Consider the following 23,894-nt stretch of genomic DNA (forward strand, 5'->3'; position numbering starts at 1 on the left):
GGTTTACGCCTTGTGGTACGCCGTGACGCGTTCGACTTCTTCTTTCGAACCGAGGAACACCGCAACACGCTGGTGCAGGCCGTCCGGCTTGATGTCGAGGATGCGCTGATGGCCATCGGTGGAAGCACCGCCCGCCTGTTCAACCAGGAACGACATCGGGTTGGCTTCGTACATCAGGCGCAGCTTGCCCGGCTTGGACGGCTCGCGGCTGTCACGTGGGTACATGAACAGACCGCCACGGGTCAGGATGCGGTGCACGTCCGCAACCATCGCGGCGACCCAACGCATGTTGTAGTTCTTTTTCAGCGGGCCTTCTTCACCCGCCAGCAATTCGCCGACGTACCGTTGTACCGGCGCTTCCCAGTGACGCTGGTTGGAGGCGTTGATTGCGAATTCCTGAGTGGAGGTCGGGATCTTGATGTCTTCGTGGGTCAGCACGAAGCTGCCCATTTCACGATCCAGCGTGAAGCCTTTGACGCCATCACCCAGGGTCAGGATCAGCATGGTCTGTGGACCGTAGATCGCGTAACCGGCCGCTACTTGCTCGGTGCCTGGCTGCAGGAAAGCCTTTTCGTTCAAAGGCTCGTTCTGGCTCAGGTACTCGTTCGGGCAACGCAGTACGGAAAAGATCGTGCCGACCGGCGCGTTGATGTCGATGTTCGACGAACCGTCCAGCGGGTCGAATACCAGCAGGTACGCGCCTTTCGGGTATTTGCCCGGGATCTGGTAGGCATTGTCCATTTCTTCGGACGCCATGCCGGCCAGGTGACCGCCCCATTCGTTGGCTTCGAGCAGAATCTCGTTGGAGATCACGTCGAGTTTCTTCTGCACTTCACCTTGGACGTTTTCCGTGCCCATGCTGCCCAGAACACCACCGAGGGCGCCTTTGGACACGGCGTGGTTGATCTCTTTGCAAGCACGCGCCACCACTTCGATCAGGAAACGCAGATCGGCAGGGGTGTTGTTGCTACGGGTCTGCTCAATCAAATAGCGACTCAGGGTAACGCGGGACATGGAAGGCTCCGGTGGAATGGGGGGCTAAAAACCCGCGCAGTTTAACGCGAGTCGAGGCGCATTTCCTCCTATCAGACGTGATACGCCCAAGAGAGTTCATGCACCGGGATGAGCGTAGTTCGAAACGGGGCGGATGTAGGCCGGTGGCAGGTGGCAGTTTGAAGATTTTCCTTGCCTGATAGTCAGCCTTCGCGAGCAAGCCCGCTCCCACATTAGACCGAGTCAGTGGCTTAGCATGCGATCAAACGTGGGAGCGGACTTGCTCGCGAATGGCGTGCAGCGCCAGTCATTCTCAGGGTGCGGCCGGGGGCTTGCGCAGCAAGCTGAACGCCATCGCCGCCAGGAACAGCACACTCAGCAACAACACCGCCCACAACCCGAGTTTTTTCCAGTTCGTACCCGCCGTCACCGTCGTGGTCAGCGTCGATGTCGACGTCAACCCTGCCCCGCCGTCCACAGATGCCTTGCCCAATGCCGCCAGTTTCTGCGCGCTGTAATCCGGAATCAGCGTCGACAGCGGCAAGCTCGCCGCTTTCACCGTCGCACTCCCCAGCGCCAGCGTGTATGGCCCGGGGCCGCGCGCCAGGAACACCAGTTGCGTCGAACGCACGGCGAACTTCAGCGTCGGCGCTTCGGACCCCAGGCCGCCACCACGCTCGTCCACCACCAGCTTCAACTGCTGCACGGTTTGCCCCGGCAACTGCAATTCGTTCTGCACCACGTCCTGGCCATTCTGGGTCAGGCGATACAGCAAACCGCTGCCTAGCGGCTGCCACGGCAAACTGCTCTCACGGCGACCCGACAACGTCACCGGTGCCAGACTGTTGGGCTGACTCAGCTCGACCTGCACACGCTCGACATTCAGCCCCATCGGCAACTGCCAAGTGTATTCACCGGCCTTCGCGCTACTGCCGGCCAACGGTTGCGACCAGACCAACGGCAGCGGCAGGCTGCGGGTGCTGGCGCTTTCCACCTGCACCGAGGTCAGCGCTGGCGCCGATTGCGGTGAATTCCACAGCAGACGCAGATAGCGTGCCGATTGACCCGGCAGTCCGACTTCATGTTGCTCGACCCGCTCGTCGGCAAATGTCAGCCGTGCAACCTGCCCTTCGCCCCAGGATTGCCAATGCTGCAAGTCGTCGCTGGCTTCGATGCTGAATCGCTGGAAGCCGTCACGCTCGCTGGTCCAGTCGAGGACTAATTGCTGCAGCGGCGCCTTGATGCCGCTGGCATCGAGCAACCAGCCACGCAGGACTTCTTCGCCCGCCTCCAACTGGCTGGACGGCTGCACCTCAACCAACGTGCCGTTGGCACTCGATTGCACCCGCACACCGGGCGCGTGCTCGGTGGAATCCGCCGAGTTGTACAGCGGGAACCACTTCACGTCAGTCAACGTGCGATGTTCCCGGGTCTGGGCCAGCTCGCGCGCCAGGGCATACGCCTGGACCTGACCGGCAGCGTTGAACACACGCACATCACTCAGGTCGGTTTGCCGCGCACTCAACTGCGCGCTCAACGGCAATTCGAGGCGATACCACGGGCCTTCGCCGCTCACGGACAACGGCACTTGAGTGGTGAAATCCATCGGTTGTTCCTGGGCACCGACTGACAGCGATACACCCAACGCCACCACGCCCAACCAGCCAAAGTTCAGCTTCTGACTCAAGACGACACTCCCTCGGTTTCCGGGGCCGGTTTTTCAGACGCCGGCACAGCCTCGACGCGTTTGGGCGGCAGCGGCGCGAAATAGCCCACCACCAGCAACAACACACCGACGCCGATAAACGACACGATCCGCGCCAGCCCGCCACGGTTACTCAATTCAACGAAGAACAGCTTGGCGACCACCACGCCAATCAACGCCGCACCGATCAGCCAGACCTCGCGACGATGGCGCAAATGGCCGCCGATCATCAGACTCAGCGCCATCAGAGTCCACACGATGGACAGGCCGGCCTGCACCAGCATTGACTCCAGCAAGGCATCGAATTCGAACGGCACACCGCCCCAATGGTGCGCGGTGCGCATCACCAACGCGGTGAAGAACACGAACAGCGAAACCCCGGCGATCAATTGCGTGGCGTTCTCGGCGTAGTCCTTGCGAATCGCCAGTTGCGTTACCGCGCTGCGCGACCAGACGTAGACGCCGAATAGCGCAAACAGCAGGCCCAATTCCAGCGGGTTGATCAGCGGCACATAGGGCAGCGGTTCGGCGGTGCCGTCGCTGACCACGTTCGCCAGCCAAAACCAGCCGAGCATCAGCAGCGCCAGCGGTGCTGCGGCATACAGTCGGTACTCGCGGGGATACGCCGACACCGGCCATGGCCAAGTGCGCGGCGCCGCCATCAGCACCAGGTACAGGCTCGGCAGAATCGCCCAGCCCAACCAGCGCCAGGCGTTGTACTGCTCGGACAACAGCAGCAAGCCGTAACGCAATTCCAGCGCCAGCACACCGATCAACAACCAGCAGCCGAGCACATGCGCAGTGCTGACCGCGCGCGCCAGCAACATCGGCGCCAGTCGCTTCAGCGAGACGAAATGCACGACGAACACCGCCACCCAGGCCAACCAACCGACATCGGCCGCCGGGTGATAACGCGAGTGCCACGCCGTCAGCAACACCACGCCGGCCGCTGGCATCAGCAGGGTGCAGAGCAAACCCAGCGACGGCCATTTCAAGCGCAGTGCCAACAGCGTCCACAGCGCCACGCTGATGGCCGCGACCGCCAGCAATAACGTCGCTTGCAGATTCACCGGCGCAAAGCGCAGCACTTCACTGACCCACGCCAGTGCCCACCAACCTGCACCCCACACCAGCAGCACGTCGGACAAACGCTGCAAGCTCAACACATTGAACGCCGAAGCAGGGTTGCCCAGCTGCAATCGCCAGGCCCCGACCAGCGCCGCCAAGCCCAGAACCAACGGCGTCCAGAAACCGCTGTGCGCCAGCGGCTTCAATCCTTCGCTGGCCAACGGACCGAGCAGGTCAGGCGCGGCAAACAGGAACGCCGCGCCGCCAATCACCTGCAACAGCAGACCGAAGACAAAACTCACGCGCTGTTTCAGGTACAGGCTCAACCAGATGATGAACAAACCACTGGCCGCCCACACCGCGCTCGCGGTTTGCCATGGCAGCACGAACAGCACCGCCAGATTGATCAGCACCAGGCCAGCCAGCAACACCACCGACAAACCGCGCAGCAGTCGCACGTCGCTGCGCACCATCTCATCGCGCGCCGCCAACAGCATGCCGGCGATCAAGGCCAGGCCGATCAACGAGGCACTGAGCAACCCGCTCCAGCCGGCGCTGAACACCGCCGCCGATTCACCGCCAGCACCTTGCAGGCGCAGCAGGAACAACGCCCCACCGAGCAATTGCACGGCAAACGCGGTAAACAGGAATGTACGCGATTGCAGGCGCAGACCGACAAACAGCGTTGCCAGACCGGCCAGCGCCCAACTGATCGCCGTACCGTGGGTGGAGAAAAACAACGGCGCCAGCAGATAAAGGAACGACAGGCCAAGGCAAGCCAGCACCGGCAGCCCTTTGCGTTCCCATTGCGCCGTGTGCTCTGGCGAGGCTTGGCGCAATTGGTAGAAGCTGAACAGCAATGCCACGCCGAGCATCAACGCGCCCAACGGTGAGCCATCGAGCAGGCTGCTTTCGCCGATCCGCAGCTCGCTGACAAACGCCAGCGCCGAGCCCAATTGCAGCAGCAAGGCAAAAGCTCTGGCCAGCGGGCGTCGCTGACGCAAGCCGAGCCAGAAAATCCCGGCACCTTCGACGGCCCAGGCCGCGGCTGTCCAGCGCGCATCAAGGCCCAATGGAATTGCCAGGCTGGCGAAGATCACACCCAGTGCGAGACAGGTTTCTGCCAGCAGCAACGCGCGGCCACCCATCAGCAATCGGGCCAGCCCCGTGTAAATCATGCCCAACACCAATGCGCTGAACGCGGCAGCAAACTCGAAAGGCTGGACCAGCGCGAACTGCAAACCGAAGCCCACCAACGGCGGACCAAACAGCATCGTGCCGTCGACGTAATCACCCTTGCGCGCCGACCAGCGCAGCAACGCCTCGCGGCTGTCATCCTCGGGCGCATCGCTCATTTCCAGCAACTTGCGTCGGGCGAAGAGCAGGCCGATGGCCAGGTACATCAGGAAAAACAGGATCAGGAACGGCTCGGTACTCCACAGCAACTCTGGCGTGTAGGAACGCAGGCCCCAGGCAAAACCGATGCCGAAGGTGCCGACAAAACCGATCAAATTGAGCAATCGCCAGGCCTTGAACCAGGCGATGGCAAGGATGCCGGCATTGAGCAACGCAAAGTAGCTGAACAGCGCGACGTGGTTGCCGGCGCCAGTGGACGTGAGAATGGGCGCGGCAAAACCGCCCAGCGCGGCGACGCAGGCCAGCGCCAGGGAATCCTGGGTGATCGCCAGAATGGCCGAGAACACCGTCACCGCCACCAGCAGGCCCAGCGCTGCGGTCGGATCAAGCAGCGGATGCAAACGCATGGCGGCGAACACCGTCAGGTACAGCACGGCAATGCCGGTGCCTTGCAGCATCAATGCGTAATTCGTGTTGCGATGACGCAGCCACCAGCCCAGACCGAGCAGCCCCAATGCCGCCGCCGCAACCCCGGCGTAGCGCAGTTCAATCGGCACCACCATGCCTTCGGTCGCGTATCGCAGCAGAAAGGCCAGACCCAGGAACAACAGCACCACACCGACCCGCAGCACAGTATTGCCGCCGAACAGCCAGGCGCGGGCGCCGCGGATGGCACGATCGATGAAGTTGGGGCCACGCGGGATGGCCGGTTCACGGGCGACCGGCTCGGGTTTCCAGGCATCGGCGGGCAGCGGCTGACTGGATTCAGTCGCCGCAACGGTGATCGGTTCGAGTTCGGCAGGGAGGTCCCAGATCAGTTCCGGGGTGTCGGCAGGGATGTCGTCGAGGGTAAATTCAGGAGGTGCAACGGACTCGTTGGCGATCGGTTCGCTGGTTTCAGGCGCTTTGACGCCAGACACTTCCAGTAAGGCGAGACGTTGCTGCACGGCATTCAGCGCAACTTGTGTCTGCTCCAGCACGAGGTGTTGCTCGGCCGCTTTTGAACCCAAACGGGCGATGTGAATGGCTTGACCAATACCCAAGCCGAGCAACGCGCCCAACAGCGCATCACTGAATGACTCGTCGAGTATCCAGCCGAGCACCAGCCCAATCAGCATGAAAATCCATTGCATGGTCGATATCCCTAAGCGGCCCATTGCCTTGTGGCGTCTGCACTGACGCCATCGCGGGCAAGCCACGCTCCCACAGGATTTACATGTGGGAGCGTGGCTTGCCCGCGATTGAGCGCGCAGCGCTCACTGAAACTGGTGCTTAGTATATCGGCCAGGCCCAACGCACGTCGGGCCTGGCACGCAATTATTGCAAAAAGTTACTCCAATGCCTTCCAGATGTCCGTCGCGTACTCACGAATGGTCCGGTCCGAGGAGAACCAGCCCATCCGCGATGTGTTCAACACCGCCGAGCGCCACCATTCCTTGGAATCATGCCAATGGGCTTCGACGCGCATCTGCGCGTCCCAGTAAGAGTCGAAGTCGGCACAAACCAGAAAACGGTCGTAATCCACCAGCGAATCGATCAGCCCGGTGTAACGGGACGGATCATCCGGCGAGAACACTCCGCCACGGATTGCTTGCAGCACGTCATTCAGCCGATGAGACGCGGCGATGTCCGGCGTCGCATTGAACTCATGGTTCTGTTTGCGCGCCTCAACCTGCTGCGCGCTGAGGCCGAAAATGAACATGTGCTCGGCGCCGATGCGTTCGCACATTTCGACGTTGGCGCCATCGAGGGTGCCGATGGTCAGTGCACCGTTAAGGCCGAATTTCATGTTGCTGGTGCCGGAAGCTTCGAAACCTGCCGTGGAAATCTGCTCCGACAAATCCGCCGCCGGAATAATGCTCTCCGCCAGGCTGACGTTGTAGTTAGGCAGGAACACCACTTTGAGCAAACCGCGCACGGTCGGGTCGTTGTTCACCACCCGGGCAATGTCATTGGTCAATTTGATGATCAGCTTGGCCTGGTGATAACTGGCGGCAGCCTTGCCGGCGAAGATCTTCACGCGTGGCACCCAGTCTATTTCCGGCTCGGCACGAATCGCCTGATACAACGCCACGGTGTGCATCAGGTTGAGCAACTGGCGCTTGTACTCGTGGATCCGCTTGACCTGCACGTCGAACATCGCCGCCGGGTTGACCGCGACCCCGAGCCGTTCGTGAATGATGTACGCCAGGGCTTTTTTGCTGTGCAGGCGCTGCTCGGCGAATGCCTTACGGAACGCGGATTTCTCGGCGAAAGGTTCCAGGTCGAGCAAGCGCTCTTCGGGGTTGTCCAGCAAATCAGGCCCGAGGGCATCAACCATCATCGACGTCAGTTCGGGGTTGGCCTGGTAGAGCCAGCGGCGGAAGGTGATGCCGTTGGTCTTGTTGTTGATCCGGTCGGGGTAGAGTTTGTGCAGTTCGGAGAACACGGTTTTGCGCATCAGCTGCGTGTGCAACCCGGACACGCCGTTGACGCTGTGCGAACCCAGGAACGCGAGGTTGCCCATGCGCACACGACGGCCATTGTCTTCTTCGATCAGCGACACCGCGCGCAGCACATCGAAGTCGTGAATGCCTTTGGCCCGCAGCGAATCGATGTGTTGGGCGTTGATCAGGTAAATGATCTGCATGTGCCGCGGCAACATCCGCTCCATCAAGCCGACGGGCCAGGTTTCCAGCGCTTCGGGCAGCAGCGTGTGGTTGGTGTACGACAGCGTGTCCACGGTGACCTGCCACGCCGCATCCCAGGCGACGTCGTAGACATCGACCAGTTGGCGCATCAATTCGGCCACGGCAATCGAGGGGTGCGTGTCGTTGAGCTGGATCGCCGCGTGGTCGCCGAGGGTGAGCACCGAGGTGTGCATGTTGCGGTGACGACGCAGTAAATCCTGCAAGGACGCAGCGACGAAGAAGTATTCCTGGCGCAGGCGCAGTTCCTGGCCGGCTTCGGTGCTGTCCGCCGGATAAAGTACCCGGGAAATACTTTCGGCCCGGGCGACTTCTGCCACGGCGCCCAAGTGGTCACCGGCGTTGAAGCGTTCCAGGTGCAAATCTTCCATCGCCCGGGCGCGCCACAGACGCAGTGTATTGACGCTCGACCCGCGCCAGCCGACCACCGGCGTGTCATACGCAATCGCCCGCACGGTTTCCGCCGGGGACCAGACTTGCTTGGTCTTGCCGCTTTCATCGGTGACGGTTTCGACGCTGCCGCCGAAGCCGATCGGGTAAACGACTTCTGGTCGCTCGAATTCCCACGGGTTGCCGAAGTCCAGCCAGTGTTCGGTCTGTTCTTGCTGCCAGCCATCGACGATAGCCTGGCGGAACAACCCGTGTTCATAACGAATGCCGTAGCCGTGGCCAGCGATGCCCAAGGTCGACATGCTTTCCATGAAGCACGCGGCCAGACGACCGAGGCCACCGTTGCCCAGCGCCGCATCGGGCTCCAGCAGGCGGATGCGTTCGAGGTCGACACCGAGTTCGGTCAGCGCTTCACGAGCAACGTCGAGCAAGCCAAGGTTGCTCAGGCTGTCGTAGAGCAGCCGGCCGATGAGAAATTCGAGGGAGAGGTAATAAACCCGTTTCTGCCCTTTGCGGTAAATCTGCCGGGTGTGGTCCATCCAGTGCTCGACCATGTGATCCCGCGCCGCCAGGGCGATGGCTTCAAACCAGTCGTGGTCGAAGGCGTGATCCGGGTCTTTACCCACCGCGTAGGTGAGTTTGGTCAAGACGGCGTCGCGGAATGCGGCCACCTCTGCTTCGCGAACAAGTGGTTCTTGAGTCATCGATAGGACCTCGAGCGAGCGTGGAGTTGTTGAGCCTAGACGGTCTGACAGACGGCGGGGGCTCTGGTTCGGCAGTTTTTCCTGATAGTGCGAGATAGCTGGGAATTAAATTGTCGTGTGCCTGAATCAATGCAGGGGCCGTGCCGGATTAACGATGCTTTTTGGGCGGCACTGAAAAAATCTGGCGAAAGGTTGTTCAAAAATCCACCAGTCCCGGTATGATCGCGCGCCCTGATACACGTAGCTGGTAACAACCGATGATGAAGCCCAACCTGATCGCCGCCGCAGAGATCGATCGCCTCGATACCTGGGCCAAGTACTCTGCGCCGATGTGCGGTTCCTGCGTGTCCAGCTGCTGCACGCTGCCGGTCGAGGTCAAGATCAAGGACCTGATCCGTATCGGCATCGTCGACGAGTTCGAGCGCGGCGAGCCGGCGAAGAACATCGCCAAGCGACTGCAGAAGGAAGGGATCGTCGAGCGTTACAGCCAGAAGACCGAGATCTTTACCCTCCAGCGCATGAGCAATAACGATTGCCTGTACCTGGATCGCAAGAGCCGTCTGTGCACTATTTATGAAAAACGCCCGGATACCTGCCGCAATCACCCGAAAATCGGGCCGCGGCCGGGGTATTGCGCGTACAAGCCGAAAGAAGTGGTGCGCGAGACCAGCGAGAGCCGTCGACCGCTCGATAAGTTCTGATCTGCACTTCACCTGTGGCGAGGGGGTTTGCCCCCTCGCCACAGTGATCATCAAACCCCGGACAAACAAAAACGCCCCCGACCTTGCGGTCGGGGGCGTTTTTTTGTCAGCTAACTAAATGACTTAGTTACCGGACTTCTTCGCAGCGCGGGTACGCTCGCTTTCGCCCAGGATCTTCTTGCGAAGACGGATGGACTTAGGAGTGACTTCGCACAATTCGTCTTCTTGAACGAATTCCAGAGCCTGCTCCAGGGTGAAGCGGATAGGCGGAACCAGAGCGATGGTTTCGTCTTTACCCGAAGCACGCATGTTGTCGAGCTTCTTGCCTTTGGTTGGGTTGACGCCCAGGTCGTTGTCGCGGCTGTTGATGCCGACGATTTGACCTTCGTACACGTCTTCACCGTGACCCAGGAACAGTTTGCCGCGAGCTTGCAGGGTTTCCAGCGAGTAAGTCAGAGCCTTACCGGTAGCAACCGACACCAGCACGCCGTTCTGACGGCCGGACATGTCGCCGGACTTCATCACGTCGTAACGGTCGAAGATCGAGGTCAGGATGCCTGCACCGGAGGTCAGGGTCAGGAACTCGTTACGGAAACCGATCAGGCCACGAGCCGGGATGTTGTACTCAAGGCGCACACGGCCCTTGCCATCCGGAACCATGTTGGTCAGGTCGCCCTTACGGATACCGATCTGTTCCATGATCGAACCTTGCGATTCTTCCGGCAGGTCGATGGTCACGTTTTCGTACGGTTCGTGCTTCACGCCGTCAACCATGCGGATGATCACTTCCGGACGACCAACACCCATTTCGAAGCCTTCGCGACGCATGGTTTCGATCAGTACCGAGAGGTGCAGCTCACCACGGCCGGAGACTTTGAACTTGTCGGCGGTGTCGCCTTCTTCAACGCGCAGGGCAACGTTGTAGAGCAGTTCTTTGTCCAGACGTTCCTTGATGTTACGGGACGTCACGAACTTGCCTTCTTTACCGCAGAAAGGCGAGTCGTTTACCTGGAAGGTCATGGAAACGGTTGGTTCGTCAACGGTCAGCGGCTTCATCGCTTCGACGTTCAGTGGGTCGCACAGAGTGTCGGAGATGAACAGCTGGTCGAAGCCGCTGATGCAGACGATGTCGCCGGCAGCTGCTTCGTCAACGTCGATACGGTGCAGACCGTGGTGACCCATCAGCTTCAGGATACGACCGTTGCGCTTCTTGCCGTCGGCGTCGATAGCGACAACCGGAGTGTTCGGCTTGATGCGGCCACGAGCGATACGGCCAACGCCGATAACACCGAGGAAGCTGTTGTAGTCCAGAGCGGAGATTTGCATCTGGAACGGACCATCACGGTCGACTTTCGGCGCAGGTACGTTGTCGACGATCGACTGGTACAGCGGGGTCATGTCTTCAGCCATGTCGGTGTGTTCCAGACCGGCAATGCCGTTCAGGGCCGAGGCGTAGACCACTTTGAAGTCCAGCTGTTCTTCGGTAGCACCAAGGTTGTCGAACAGGTCGAAGATCTGGTCCAGAACCCAGTCCGGACGCGCGCCTGGACGGTCAACCTTGTTGATGACCACGATTGGACGCAGGCCGGCTTCGAAAGCCTTCTTGGTCACGAAACGGGTTTGCGGCATAGGGCCGTCTTGAGCGTCAACCAGCAGCAGAACGGAGTCAACCATCGACATTACGCGTTCAACTTCGCCGCCAAAGTCGGCGTGGCCCGGGGTGTCCACGATGTTGATGTGGTAGCCGTTCCAGTTGATGGCGGTGTTCTTCGCCAGAATGGTAATACCGCGCTCTTTCTCCTGGTCGTTGGAGTCCATCACGCGCTCGTCGTTGAGCTCGTTGCGCTCCAGGGTGCCGGATTGACGCAAGAGTTTGTCTACCAGGGTGGTTTTACCATGGTCAACGTGAGCAATGATGGCGATGTTGCGTAGATTTTCGATCACTTGTGTATCTCGATCAGAGGATTCGGTGTGCTGACAAGTCTTGGCAGCGATTAACAGTAGAGTCAGGCCTTGCCGTTACAGCTTGACGGCAGAGTCGGGGGGCCGGTGACGCAGGCCACAGGCATACAGCCCCGGGCTCTTAGCTCGGTCGATAAACGCGCACATTGGCATGCCCCTCACTGAGCAAATGGTGGGCATGCAGGCGACTCATCACGCCTTTGTCGCAATACAGCAGGTACTGGCGAGTAGGGTCCAGTTCCTTGAAACGAGCGTTCAATGCATAGAAAGGCATCGCTTGTACCTCGATACCAGCCAGGGCCAGCGGATCATCTTCAGCGGCATCCGGGTGACGGATGTCGATGATGATTTGCCCCGCCAGCGCTTCGCTGACTTCTTCAATCTGCAAGTCCTGGCCCAATTCGTCGATTACGCGATCGATCGGTACCAGTTTGGCGTTCTCGAGCGCACGCTCAAGAATCGCCATGTCGAATTCTTTCTCTTCATGCTCCACGCGCGGACGCTTGGCGTGGGTCTTTGGGTTCACCGAGATGACCCCGCAGTATTCCGGCATGTGCTTGGCGAAATCGGCAGTCCCGATTTCGTTGGCCAGGTCGATGATGTCCTGCTTGTGACTGGCGATCAGCGGACGCAAGACCAGCTTGTCGGTCACGCAATCGATCACGGACAGGTTCGGCAGCGTCTGGCTCGACACCTGGGAAATCGCTTCACCGGTAACCAGCGCTTCGATGTCCAGCCGATCAGCAATACGGGAAGCAGCGCGCAACATCATACGCTTCAAAACTACACCCATATGACTGTTATCGACTTTCCCGAGAATTTCTCCCAGAACTTCCTCGAACGGCACACTGACAAATAACACGCGTTGGGAGCTTCCGTACTTCTTCCAGATGAAGTGCGCGACTTCCATGACGCCCAGTTCATGGGCCCTTCCGCCCAGATTGAAGAAGCAGAAATGGCTCATCAGGCCACGACGCATGATCTGATACGCCGCCACGGTGGAGTCGAAGCCACCGGACATCAGCACAAGCGTCTGTTCCAGCGCACCCAGCGGATAACCGCCGATGCTGTTGTGCTGGCTGTGGATCACAAACAACCGTTTGTCGCGAATTTCGATGCGAACTTCGATTTCCGGCTCTTTCAGCGAGATTCCGGCGGCGCCGCACTGACGACGCAGTTGGCTGCCGACGTATTTTTCGACGTCCATCGAGCTGAATTCGTGCTTGCCGGCACGCTTGCAGCGCACCGAGAAGATCTTGCCGGCCAGGGATTCACCGAAGTGCTGCTTGCACTTGGCGACGATGTCGTCGAAGTCGCCCAACGGGTATTCATCGACCTGCAGGAAATGCGCGATGCCCGGCATGCAGCTCAGGCGCTCGGTCATCTCCTTCAGGGCTTTGGGCTCGCTGACGCGGGTTTCCAGCTCGAGATTGTCCCACACACCGTTCACCACCACGGCCGGGTCCAGATCGCGGAGCACGGTGCGGATATTTTTAGCCAATTGGCGGATGAAACGCATCCGTACCGGGCGGCTCTTGATGGTGATCTCGGGAAAGACTTTTACGATTAGTTTCATGAAAACAGCGCGCGCTGGGCCAGCCGAAAAAGGGGGGCGCGGATTATAGCGGAAATTGCTCAAGGTTTAACCAGTTAATGTGCAGAAGGTTTTGCGCGCACCAAAACGGGTCATTTATGGATTTTAACGCTACATTGTAGGGCGAGATTTTCCGCTGACAGACGCTTTGTACCTTTATAAGCGTGAAATTGGGGCAAAAAACCCATGGTGGGGCACTGGCATGCAATTTGCTCCCTTGTGAGGCAGGTTGCCTTGGCAGAGTATTCGCGCCGGCATCACCCACATTCTAAGGGCATCCACTACTAAGCCCGAAGCCACCCGGAGGACACTATGTCGAAGTCGGTTCAACTCATCAAAGATCATGACGTCAAGTGGATTGATCTGCGCTTCACGGACACCAAAGGCACTCAGCACCACGTGACCATGCCGGCTCGCGACGCGCTGGATGACGCTTTCTTCGAAGAAGGCAAAATGTTCGACGGCTCCTCCATTGCTGGCTGGAAAGGTATCGAAGCCTCCGACATGATCCTGATGCCGGACGACAGCACCGCCGTACTCGACCCGTTCACCGAAGAGCCGACCCTGATCCTGGTTTGCGACGTGATCGAGCCTTCGACCATGCAAGGCTACGACCGCGACCCTCGTGCGATCGCCAAGCGCGCCGAGGAATACCTGAAGTCGACCGGTATCGGCGACACCGTATTCGTAGGTCCAGAGCCTGAGTTCTTCATCTTCGACGAAGTGAAGTTCAAGTCCGACATCTCCGGTTCGATGTTCAAAATCTTCTCCGAACAAGGTTCGTGGATGTCCGACCAGGACGTGGAAGGCGGCAACCGTGGCCACCGTCCAGGCGTCAAAGGCGGCTACTTCCCTGTTCCACCGTTCGACCACGACCACGAAATCCGTACCTCCATGTGCAACGCCATGGAAGAAATGGGCCTGGTCATCGAAGTTCACCACCACGAAGTGGCAACTGCTGGCCAGAACGAAATCGGCGTGAAGTTCAACACTCTGGTTGCCAAGGCTGACGAAGTTCAAACCCTGAAGTACTGCGTACACAACGTTGCTGATGCATACGGCCGCACCGCGACCTTCATGCCTAAGCCGCTGTACGGCGACAACGGTTCGGGTATGCACGTTCACCTGTCCATCGCCAAAGATGGCAAGAACACCTTCGCTGGCGAAGGCTATGCCGGCCTGTCCGACACCGCCCTGTACTTCATCGGCGGCATCATCAAGCACGGCAAGGCCCTGAACGGCTTCACCAACCCGTCGACCAACTCCTACAAGCGTCTGGTCCCAGGTTTCGAAGCTCCAGTGATGCTGGCCTACTCGGCTCGCAACCGTTCCGCTTCGATCCGTATTCCTTACGTGTCCAGCCCTCGCGCTCGCCGTATCGAGGCCCGCTTCCCGGACCCGGCAGCTAACCCGTACCTGGGCTTCGCTGCACTGTTGATGGCTGGCCTGGACGGCATCCAGAACAAGATCCACCCTGGCGACGCAGCTGACAAAAACCTGTACGACCTGCCGCCTGAAGAGGCGAAAGAGATCCCACAAGTTTGCGGCAGCCTGAAAGAAGCCCTGGAAGAGCTGGACAAGGGTCGCGCGTTCCTGACCAAAGGTGGCGTGTTCTCCGACGACTTCATCGACGCTTACATCGCTCTGAAAAGCGAAGAAGAAATCAAGGTTCGCACCTTCGTACACCCACTGGAATATGAGCTGTACTACAGCTGCTGATCCGGTAACGCTGCAGCACGCGGCGTGACAAAGAGAGGCCTCCTTCGGGGGGCCTCTCTTTTTTTGTGGGGGCAATTTCCCACAATGAAATTCGCCATCTCCTCGGGCGCACGCAGTATCGTCCGGCATCAAACACCTTTGATGACTCGTAGCCTGTCCTTTGCCCGAACTCAAAGGATGGATCGATGAAAACCCTTACGCTCGCTCTCGGCGCCCTTGCCCTTCAAAGCTGCACAACAGCCACCGCACCCACGGGAATCGAACGAGAAATCCTGCTCAAAAGCAGCCAGTCGTGGGACAACTCACCTTACGTTCGCTACCCGGCTGCGGCGCCCGAGCTGACAGTGCTCAGACTCAAGATACCGGCCAACACCCAATTGCCTTGGCACACCCACGCCATTCCCAACACGGGCTACGTCCTCTCTGGCGAACTGCTGATCGAGAGTAAAGACAATGGCCAGAGCAGGCGCGTCAAACAAGGTGAAGCCGTGGCGGAAATGGTCGACGTCGTCCATCGCGGGGTCACTGGTGATGAACCGGTAGAACTTATTGTGTTCTATGCTGGCAGCGAAGGTATTCCACTGTCGGAGTAAATCCTTGCTGCTCACAGGGAGTCTGAATGCGGCCACTTTTATTGCTTTTGCTGCTGTTCTTCGCTTATCCAGTGGCAGCTCAAATCTACAAATACACCGACGCCGACGGCAATATCGCCTATAGCAATCAACCGCCTGATGGCGTCAGAGCCCAACCGGTTGAGCTTGCGCCACTCAACAGTGTTGAGCGCCAGCCTCCTCCCGCAGCGTCTACCGACGGCGTTAACAATCAGCAGCCACAGAGCACCTATGAGGCGCTGCAACTGGCAGGCCTGCCCACCGATGAGGCCCTGCGCGCGAATAACGGGACGTTCACCGTCAGCGTCCTGATCAAGCCCCGCTTGCAAGCGCCGCATCTGTTGCGATTGCTGCTGGATGGCCAGCCGTATGGGCAATCGAGCAATGTGCCGATTCTGCAACTGGTGAACATCGACCGTGGCGAACACAGCCTGGCGGTGCAGGTAATCAATGGCGAGGCGATCCTTCAGCAAAGTCCGACCGTGATGTTCACGGTGCAACGTGTGCACAAGCCATGAAGCTTTGGCTACTGATCGCCTGCTTGATCGCCTTCCCTGCCAATGCCGAGGTGTTCACCTATGTCGACGCACAAGGCAATCGCGCCTTCACCGACCTGCCGCAGCACGGCAACGCCAAACGCGTACCGCTGACGACCAGCAATCGCATGGCTGCCCAGCCCACTGTTGCGAAGGCGCTGATTGCCGCGAACCCGCCCGAAGAGCAACCACTGTTTCACTACGACTTGCTGCGCATCCTGGTGCCAGAGCCGGACGCGACGATCCGCAGCAATGCCGGCGAAATTATCGTCAGCGTCACCAATGAACCCGGCCTGCAACCGGGTCATCGCTACCGCCTGCTGCTCGACGACCAACCCACTGCCGAACCGGGCCTGAGCCCTGTTTTCCCTCTGAGCAATATCGATCGCGGCAGCCACAACCTGTCAGTGGAAATCCTCGACGAACAAGGTCGTACTGTAGAACGCACGGCCAATCAGCCCCTCCACATGATGCGCACCTCACTCGCACAACAACGCCGGGTCAAACCCTGCACCCTCGTCGACTACGGCCAGCGGCCCGAGTGTCCCCCGGAAGAAAAACCGGCAGAAGAAAAAAATCCCTTCATGCGTTTGTTCTAACACCGCTGAGCTTTGCGCACTATATTGGTGCGAGAGGGTGCACTGTACCCACATCGCAACCCATTTTGGTTCGAAAGTACCCGCAAAAGCTGGCAGAACGCCACGCAAACGAGCGTCAAACGTCCGTTTCAGGCGTTAATTGCTTCTTTTCGGAGCCTTGGTTTGGTTTTTGCATTTTCCCCGCATCAGCGCTTGTTTCTTGCGCACGCTCCGCTCCAAAAGAGGTCCTGATGACCATTAGCGACGCACTGCACCGCTTGCTACTCGACAACCTGACCACCGCCACCATCCTGCTCGACGCCGAATTGCGCCTTGAGTACATGAACCCGGCGGCGGAGATGCTGCTGGCCATCAGCGGCCAGCGCAGTCATGGGCAGTTCATCAGCGAGTTGTTTACCGAATCCACCGAAGCGCTGAATTCACTGCGCCAAGCGGTAGAACAGGCACACCCGTTCACCAAGCGTGAAGCGATGCTCACGGCCCTGACCGGCCAGACCCTGACTGTCGACTACGCGGTCACACCGATCCTGGCCAACGGCGCCACCATGCTGTTGCTGGAAGTCCACCCCCGTGACCGCCTGCTGCGGATCACCAAGGAAGAGGCGCAATTGTCGAAGCAGGAAACCAGCAAGATGCTGGTGCGCGGCCTCGCGCATGAAATCAAAAATCCGCTGGGCGGAATTCGTGGCGCCGCACAATTGCTCGCCCGCGAACTACCGGAAGAAAGCCTGCGCGATTACACCAACGTGATCATTGAAGAAGCCGATCGCCTGCGCAACCTCGTCGACCGCATGCTCGGCTCGAACAAATTGCCGTCGCTGGCCATGTGCAACGTCCACGAAGTGCTGGAGCGCGTCTGCCATCTGGTAGAAGCGGAAAGCCAGGGTTGCATTACCTTGGTGCGCGACTACGACCCGAGCATTCCGGACGTATTGATCGACCGTGAACAAATGATTCAGGCGGTTCTGAACATCGTGCGCAACGCGATGCAGGCCATCAGCAGCCAGAACGAATTGCGCCTGGGCCGCATCAGCCTGCGCACCCGCGCCATGCGCCAATTCACCATAGGCCATGTGCGCCATCGCCTGGTGACCAAGATCGAAATCATCGACAACGGACCGGGCATTCCTGCGGAACTTCAGGAAACCATCTTCTTTCCCATGGTCAGCGGTCGCCCGGACGGTACCGGACTCGGTCTGGCCATTACCCAGAACATCATCAGCCAGCACCAGGGCTTGATCGAATGTGACAGCCACCCAGGCCACACCACTTTCTCGATCTTTCTGCCACTGGAACAAGGAGCCACATCGACATGAGCCGTAGTGAAACCGTGTGGATCGTCGATGACGACCGTTCTATCCGTTGGGTTCTGGAAAAAGCCTTGCAGCAGGAAGGCATGACCACGCAGAGCTTCGACAGCGCCGATGGCGTGATGAGCCGCCTGGCGCGCCAGCAACCGGACGTGATCATCTCTGACATCCGCATGCCGGGCGCCAGTGGCCTGGACCTCCTGGCACGGATTCGCGAACAGCACCCACGGTTGCCAGTCATCATCATGACCGCTCACTCCGATCTGGACAGCGCTGTCGCGTCCTATCAGGGTGGCGCGTTTGAGTACCTGCCCAAGCCGTTCGACGTCGACGAAGCCGTTTCCCTGGTCAAGCGCGCCAATCAGCACGCGCAGGAACAGCAAGGCCTGGAAGTCCCGGTCGCCCTGACCCGCACCCCGGAAATCATCGGTGAAGCACCGGCGATGCAGGAAGTATTTCGCGCCATCGGGCGCTTGAGCCATTCCAACATCACGGTGCTGATCAACGGCGAATCCGGGACCGGTAAAGAGCTGGTGGCTCACGCCCTGCACCGCCACAGCCCACGGGCGGCCTCGCCGTTCATCGCGCTGAACATGGCGGCGATTCCAAAGGATTTGATGGAGTCCGAGCTGTTCGGCCACGAAAAAGGCGCGTTCACTGGCGCGGCCAACTTGCGCCGCGGTCGCTTTGAACAGGCGGATGGCGGCACGCTGTTCCTTGATGAAATCGGCGACATGCCGGCCGACACCCAAACCCGCTTGCTGCGGGTACTGGCCGACGGCGAGTTCTACCGCGTTGGCGGTCATGTGCCGGTCAAGGTCGATGTGCGAATCATCGCCGCCACTCACCAGAACCTGGAAACTCTGGTGCACGCCGGGAAATTCCGTGAGGACTTGTTCCACCGCCTCAATGTGATCCGCATCCATATACCGCGCCTGTCGGACCGTCGCGAAGACATCCCGACCCTGGCCAAGCACTTCCTCAGCCGCGCCGCGCAGGAACTGGCGGTCGAGCCGAAGCTACTGAAAAGTGAAACAGAGGAATACCTGAAGAACTTGCCGTGGGGCGGCAACGTGCGCCAGCTGGAGAACACCTGCCGCTGGATCACGGTGATGGCTTCGGGTCGCGAAGTGCACATCAGCGACCTGCCGCCGGAGCTGCTGAGCCTGCCGCAGGATTCGGCGCCGGTGACCAACTGGGAACAAGCGTTGCGCCAGTGGGCCGATCAGGCGTTGGCGCGGGGTCAGTCGAGCCTGCTGGACACCGCCGTGCCGGCTTTCGAGCGGATCATGATCGAGACCGCCCTCAAACACACCGCCGGCCGCCGCCGCGATGCGGCGGTCTTGCTGGGTTGGGGGCGTAATACCCTGACGCGCAAGATCAAGGAATTGGGGATGAAGGTGGACGGTGGGGATGATGATGAGGGGGATGAAGGCTAAGCAACCTTCAGCTCTTCGCTGACAGCGACATCCATTCGCGGGCAAGCCTCGCTCCTACAGGTCATGCGCCGATCTTAAATTGGCACAAACCCTGTAGGAGCGAGGCTTGCCCGCGAAGCTTTTGGGGCCAACGTGCACCGCCGCAATGCACCGTGAACCGCAATCGCGCACAAACACTGATCCCGCCCCCCGCCATTTTTCACAATCGAACCCCTATCGAAAAAACACGAAAGCCCCGGAATACGGGGCTTTCGACGTTTCAGCGCGGCTTTCTGTTTCAACTTGTTAAAAAATGGCACGCCCCCTGCAATAGTCCATTCAGTGATTCAGTTCACTACCCGGTTTCGGGGACCTTGGTACAGGCAGGCCGGGGATTCCCCTCTTTACATCGGGCTCACACCGCACAGGCGACGAGCCCACCCCGTTTTGGGGCCCTTGATACAGGCAGGTCAGGGGTTCCTTCTTTACACCGGGCTCACGACGCAATGCATGAGCCCTGCCGTTTTGGGAACCTTGGTACAGGCAGGCCGGGGATTCCCTCTTTTATTGCTCCCGGAGATGGATCTCCAGCCGCCAGCGGTCATCGACTTCGCGACCGGCCCATTCGCCTTGCAGCGGCCGGGCCGCCACCACTGACAGCAACAACCCCCCATCACTCAAGCGAACACGCCAGTTGACGTTTTTATCGTCGAGCCTGAGCTGACCTTTCTGCGCCTTGCCCTCAGCCTCGAACAGCAGCGCGAGGCTACCGTCGACAAATTCGCCGTGGCTCTTGGGTTCGTTGTTGAACCACACCACCAGGCCGTCGCTCGTGACCTCGACTTGCTGCAAGACAGTCGGGTCTGGCGCGGTCAGGCGACCGATCATCAGCCCCACCATCATCCCGACAATCGCCAACGAACCGAGCACTCGTGGGAATAGTTTCGAACGGGGGTCCTTTGGCGGCGTAGAATGCCCGTCATCTTTACCTTCGGAGCCGTGCATGTTTCACGTCATCCTTTTTCAACCAGAAATTCCGCCGAATACCGGCAACGTTATCAGGCTGTGCGCCAACAGTGGCTGCCACCTGCATTTGATCGAGCCGCTGGGCTTCGAGATGGACGACAAGCGCCTGCGCCGGGCCGGCCTCGATTACCACGAGTACGCCACCCTGCAACGCCACGCCGACCTCGCCAGCTGCCTGGAGAGCCTGGGTCATCCACGGTTGTTCGCCTTTACCACCAAAGGCTCGCGACCGTTCCACGACGCCAGCTTTGCTGAAGGTGACGCCTTCCTGTTCGGCCCGGAAAGCCGGGGCCTGCCCGCCGACGTGCTCGACGCCTTGCCCGGCGAACAACGCCTGCGCTTGCCGATGCGCGAAGGCTGCCGCAGCCTGAACCTGTCCAACACCGTGGCCGTCGCCGTGTATGAAGGCTGGCGCCAGCTCGGTTTCAAGTAACACCGCATAACAAATGTGGGAGCGGGCTTGCTCGCGAAGGGGCCATAACATTCAACATCTTCGTTGACTGTTACACCGCTTTCGCGAGCAAGCCCGCTCCCACATTGGACTTGCGTCGACTCTCAGGACTGCTTACTGAACGGTCGGAGTTTCGCCAGCCGCCTGCATGCGTTGCAGTTCTTGTGCGTACAGCGCGTCGAAGTTCACCGGTGCCAGCATCAGGGCCGGGAACGAGCCACGGGTGACCAGGCTGTCCAGGGTTTCGCGAGCGTACGGGAACAGGATGTTCGGGCAGAACGCGCCGAGGGTGTGGCTCATCGAAGCGTCGTCCAGGTTCTTGATCAGGAAGATCCCGGCCTGTTGTACTTCAGCGATGAATGCCACTTCGCCGTTTTCACCGTTTTTCACGGTTACGGACAAGGTCAGCACGACTTCATGGAAGTCGCCTTCCAGTGCCTTTTGGCGAGTGTTCAGATCCAGGCCGACGCTCGGCTCCCACTGCTGACGGAAAATCGCCGGGCTTTTCGGGGCTTCGAAGGACAAGTCACGTACGTAGATGCGCTGCAAGGAGAATTGCGGTGCGGTTTCTTCTTCGCTAGCTGCAGTGTTCTGTTGGTCAGTCATCTCAGATCCTTTCTGATCTTGGGGTCTTATAGGGAAGGTATTCAGGCCTTGAGCAAGGCATCGAGCTTACCGGCACGCTCAAGGGCAAACAAATCATCACAACCACCCACGTGGGTGCTGCCGATCCAGATCTGCGGCACAGACGTACGTCCGGCTTTCTGAGCCATGGCGGCGCGCACCTGCGGCTTGCCATCGACCTTGATCTCTTCGAAGGCCACCCCTTTGTTCTCGAGCAGGTACTTGGCTCGTGAACAGTAAGGGCAGTAATCGCTGGAATAGACGACGACGTTGCTCATATCACTTCACCTTGACCAGCGGCAGGTTGTCGCCCTTCCAGCTGGAAATACCACCGGAGAGCTTGGCGGCGGTGAAGCCGGATTTCATCAGTTCACGGGCATGGGTACCGGCGGTCTGGCCCAGGGCGTCGACCAGAATAATGGTCTTGGCCTTGTGCTTTTCCAGTTCGCCAATGCGTGCGGTCAGTTTGTCGTGAGGAATGTTCAACGCGCCAACGATGTGACCGGCGGCGAAGTCCTTGGTCGAACGGATGTCGACCACGACGCCAGCGTCCTTGTTGACCAGCCCGGTCAGTTCACCGGTACTCAGGCTACGACCGCCGCCCTGCATTTGATAGGCAATCAGCGCCGCCAGCAGTACGACGAAGATACCGACAAGAATGTAGTGGTTAGTGGCAAATTCAATCAGGTGAGCAACCATCGAAGGAGGTTCCAGGGCGTTAAAATGTCGGCCAGTATACACAGCCACTATGGTGGGCCAAACCCCGTCCGGCGGTGACGTGGCCGGAACTTCGCTTTAAACTGCCACTCCCTTTTCCAACGCCCTCTTTTAACTCAGCCACGAGTGGAATCCATGACTACCACGCCTAAACCTTTGGTCCTGATTATTCTCGATGGCTTCGGTCACAGTGAGAGCCCTGAATCCAACGCTATCTTTGCCGCGAAGAAGCCCGTACTGGACCGACTGTGGGCCACCGTTCCGAACGGCCTCATTTCCGGCAGCGGCATGGATGTCGGCCTGCCGGACGGCCAGATGGGCAACTCCGAAGTCGGCCACATGAACCTCGGCGCCGGCCGTGTGGTGTATCAGGACTTCACCCGCGTGACCAAATCGATCCGCGACGGCGAGTTTTTCGAAAACCCGACCATCTGCGCCGCTGTGGATAAAGCCGTTGCCGCCGGCAAAGCCGTGCATTTCATGGGCCTGCTGTCCGATGGCGGCGTTCACAGCCACCAGGACCACTTGATCGCCATGGCTGAACTGGCGTTCAAACGCGGCGCTGAAAAAATCTACCTGCACGCTTTCCTCGATGGCCGCGACACGCCGCCGAAAAGCGCCCAGTCGTCCATCGAACTGCTCGACGCGACCTTCCAGGCGCTGGGCAAAGGCCGGATCGCCAGCATCATCGGCCGTTACTTCGCCATGGACCGCGACAACCGTTGGGACCGCGTGTCCCAAGCGTATAACCTGATTGTCGACGGCAAAGGCGAATTCAACGCCGCAACCGCCCAGGAAGGTCTGGAAGCCGCATACGCCCGTGGCGAGAGCGACGAGTTCGTCAAAGCCACCTCCATCGGCGAGCCGGTCAAGGTCGAAGACGGTGATGCGGTGGTGTTCATGAACTTCCGCGCCGACCGCGCCCGTGAGCTGACTCGCGTGTTCGTCGAAGACGGTTTCAAGGAATTCGAACGCAGCCGTCAGCCGAAACTGGCCGGTTTCGTCATGCTGACCCAATATGCTGCGAGCATTCCTGCGCCCTCGGCGTTCGCCGCGGGCAGCCTGGAAAACGTACTGGGCGATTACCTGGCGAAAAACGGCAAGACGCAACTGCGCATCGCCGAAACCGAGAAGTACGCGCACGTGACCTTCTTCTTCTCCGGCGGTCGTGAAGAACCGTTCCCGGGCGAAGAACGCATTCTGATCCCATCGCCAAAAGTCTCTACCTATGACTTGCAGCCAGAGATGAGCGCTCCGGAAGTCACCGACCGCATCGTCGATGCCATCGACAATCAGCGTTACGACGTGATCGTGGTCAACTACGCCAACGGTGACATGGTCGGCCACAGCGGCGTGTTTGATGCCGCAGTGAAAGCCGTTGAATGCCTGGACCAGTGCGTCGGCCGCATCGTCGAAGCCCTGGACAAGGTCGGTGGCGAAGCGCTGATCACCGCTGACCACGGCAACGTCGAGCAGATGGCCGATGAAGCCACCGGCCAGGCGCACACCGCACACACCACCGAGCCTGTGCCGTTCATCTATGTCGGCAAGCGTGACCTCAAGGTGCGTGAAGGCGGCGTACTGGCAGATGTGGCGCCCACCATGCTGATGCTGATGGGCCTGGAAAAACCGGCAGAAATGACCGGGACATCGATTCTGGTGTAACCCGCTTCGTCAAACACCACAGGGTTTGTGGTGTTTTTTTGTCCAGTTATCACACAGT

General features: G+C 59.6%; 19 protein-coding genes. 9 read left to right on the forward strand and 10 right to left on the reverse strand.

Going from position 1 to position 23,894, the window contains the following annotated elements:
- Nucleotides 1-3 precede the first annotated feature (3 nt).
- The 4 genes from NL116_RS30280 to NL116_RS30295 form a co-directional block, all read right to left on the reverse strand.
- Nucleotides 4-1,014 (reverse strand): class 1 fructose-bisphosphatase, encoded by a 1,011-nt coding sequence (locus NL116_RS30280; RefSeq protein WP_059181786.1) that lies wholly within the window; start codon nt 1,012-1,014, stop codon nt 4-6.
- Between the two features lie 292 nt (nt 1,015-1,306).
- Nucleotides 1,307-2,680, reverse strand: coding sequence for a DUF3999 domain-containing protein (locus NL116_RS30285; protein ID WP_494375247.1), 1,374 nt, complete (start codon nt 2,678-2,680; stop codon nt 1,307-1,309).
- Nucleotides 2,677-6,255: a DUF2339 domain-containing protein gene (locus NL116_RS30290; RefSeq protein ID WP_494375248.1), complete on the reverse strand. Its 3,579-nt coding sequence runs from the start codon at nt 6,253-6,255 to the stop codon at nt 2,677-2,679. The genes NL116_RS30285 and NL116_RS30290 overlap by 4 nt, the downstream gene beginning before the upstream one ends.
- A gap of 197 nt (nt 6,256-6,452) precedes the next feature.
- Nucleotides 6,453-8,903: a glycogen/starch/alpha-glucan phosphorylase gene (locus NL116_RS30295; RefSeq protein ID WP_494375249.1), complete on the reverse strand. Its 2,451-nt coding sequence runs from the start codon at nt 8,901-8,903 to the stop codon at nt 6,453-6,455.
- Between the two features lie 260 nt (nt 8,904-9,163).
- Here NL116_RS30295 and NL116_RS30300 point away from each other — a divergent pair, with 260 nt between their 5' ends.
- Nucleotides 9,164-9,604: a YkgJ family cysteine cluster protein gene (locus NL116_RS30300; protein ID WP_123435589.1), complete on the forward strand. Its 441-nt coding sequence runs from the start codon at nt 9,164-9,166 to the stop codon at nt 9,602-9,604.
- A gap of 123 nt (nt 9,605-9,727) precedes the next feature.
- Here NL116_RS30300 and typA read toward each other — a convergent pair whose 3' ends face one another.
- Together typA and thiI are read right to left on the reverse strand one after the other, a co-directional pair.
- On the reverse strand, nt 9,728-11,548 hold the full coding sequence (typA, locus tag NL116_RS30305; protein ID WP_027922156.1) for a translational GTPase TypA: 1,821 nt from the start codon (nt 11,546-11,548) through the stop codon (nt 9,728-9,730).
- Nucleotides 11,549-11,687: 139 nt separating this feature from the next.
- A complete protein-coding gene (thiI, locus tag NL116_RS30310; RefSeq protein WP_494375250.1) occupies nt 11,688-13,142 on the reverse strand; it encodes a tRNA uracil 4-sulfurtransferase ThiI in 1,455 nt (484 codons plus the stop codon).
- 330 nt (nt 13,143-13,472) lie between these two features.
- Between thiI and glnA the strand changes: the two genes are divergently transcribed.
- The 6 genes from glnA (at nt 13,473) to ntrC (ending at nt 19,374) form a co-directional block, all read left to right on the forward strand.
- Nucleotides 13,473-14,879 carry a glutamate--ammonia ligase gene (glnA, locus tag NL116_RS30315; RefSeq protein WP_027922158.1) on the forward strand — a complete coding sequence of 469 codons (1,407 nt, stop codon included), beginning with the start codon at nt 13,473-13,475 and terminating at the stop codon, nt 14,877-14,879.
- Nucleotides 14,880-15,064: 185 nt separating this feature from the next.
- Entirely contained in the window at nt 15,065-15,472 is a 408-nt protein-coding gene (locus NL116_RS30320; RefSeq protein WP_494375251.1) for a cupin domain-containing protein, read from the forward strand.
- 26 nt (nt 15,473-15,498) lie between these two features.
- Complete coding sequence (locus NL116_RS30325) at nt 15,499-16,008, forward strand: DUF4124 domain-containing protein (protein WP_494375252.1); 510 nt, start codon at nt 15,499-15,501, stop codon at nt 16,006-16,008.
- On the forward strand, nt 16,005-16,625 hold the full coding sequence (locus tag NL116_RS30330; RefSeq protein WP_494375253.1) for a DUF4124 domain-containing protein: 621 nt from the start codon (nt 16,005-16,007) through the stop codon (nt 16,623-16,625). The genes NL116_RS30325 and NL116_RS30330 overlap by 4 nt, the downstream gene beginning before the upstream one ends.
- Nucleotides 16,626-16,855: 230 nt before the next feature.
- Nucleotides 16,856-17,941, forward strand: coding sequence for a nitrogen regulation protein NR(II) (gene glnL, locus NL116_RS30335; RefSeq protein ID WP_008024908.1), 1,086 nt, complete (start codon nt 16,856-16,858; stop codon nt 17,939-17,941).
- Nucleotides 17,938-19,374 (forward strand): nitrogen regulation protein NR(I), encoded by a 1,437-nt coding sequence (gene ntrC, locus NL116_RS30340; RefSeq protein WP_027922162.1) that lies wholly within the window; start codon nt 17,938-17,940, stop codon nt 19,372-19,374. The genes glnL and ntrC overlap by 4 nt, the downstream gene beginning before the upstream one ends.
- Before the next feature lie 543 nt (nt 19,375-19,917).
- Here ntrC and NL116_RS30345 read toward each other — a convergent pair.
- Complete coding sequence (locus tag NL116_RS30345; protein ID WP_494375254.1) at nt 19,918-20,358, reverse strand: hypothetical protein; 441 nt, start codon at nt 20,356-20,358, stop codon at nt 19,918-19,920.
- Here NL116_RS30345 and NL116_RS30350 point away from each other — a divergent pair.
- A complete protein-coding gene (locus NL116_RS30350; RefSeq protein WP_133837827.1) occupies nt 20,357-20,812 on the forward strand; it encodes a tRNA (cytidine(34)-2'-O)-methyltransferase in 456 nt (151 codons plus the stop codon). The two genes, NL116_RS30345 and NL116_RS30350, sit on opposite strands and share 2 nt — an antisense overlap.
- Nucleotides 20,813-20,944: 132 nt before the next feature.
- Here NL116_RS30350 and secB read toward each other — a convergent pair whose 3' ends face one another.
- Genes secB through NL116_RS30365 form a run of 3 tightly spaced genes read right to left on the reverse strand, consistent with a single transcriptional unit; the run spans nt 20,945 to nt 22,153 of the window.
- Nucleotides 20,945-21,436 carry a protein-export chaperone SecB gene (gene secB / locus NL116_RS30355; RefSeq protein WP_027922165.1) on the reverse strand — a complete coding sequence of 164 codons (492 nt, stop codon included), beginning with the start codon at nt 21,434-21,436 and terminating at the stop codon, nt 20,945-20,947.
- Between the two features lie 41 nt (nt 21,437-21,477).
- Nucleotides 21,478-21,732 (reverse strand): glutaredoxin 3, encoded by a 255-nt coding sequence (grxC, locus tag NL116_RS30360; RefSeq protein WP_008058538.1) that lies wholly within the window; start codon nt 21,730-21,732, stop codon nt 21,478-21,480.
- Between the two features lies 1 nt (nt 21,733).
- Nucleotides 21,734-22,153, reverse strand: coding sequence for a rhodanese-like domain-containing protein (locus tag NL116_RS30365; RefSeq protein ID WP_494375255.1), 420 nt, complete (start codon nt 22,151-22,153; stop codon nt 21,734-21,736).
- Between the two features lie 153 nt (nt 22,154-22,306).
- Here NL116_RS30365 and gpmI point away from each other — a divergent pair, with 153 nt between their 5' ends.
- Nucleotides 22,307-23,836, forward strand: coding sequence for a 2,3-bisphosphoglycerate-independent phosphoglycerate mutase (gene gpmI, locus NL116_RS30370; RefSeq protein WP_494375256.1), 1,530 nt, complete (start codon nt 22,307-22,309; stop codon nt 23,834-23,836).
- Nucleotides 23,837-23,894: the final 58 nt, after the last annotated feature.

The organism is Pseudomonas sp. FBCC-B1667, assembly GCF_059133255.1.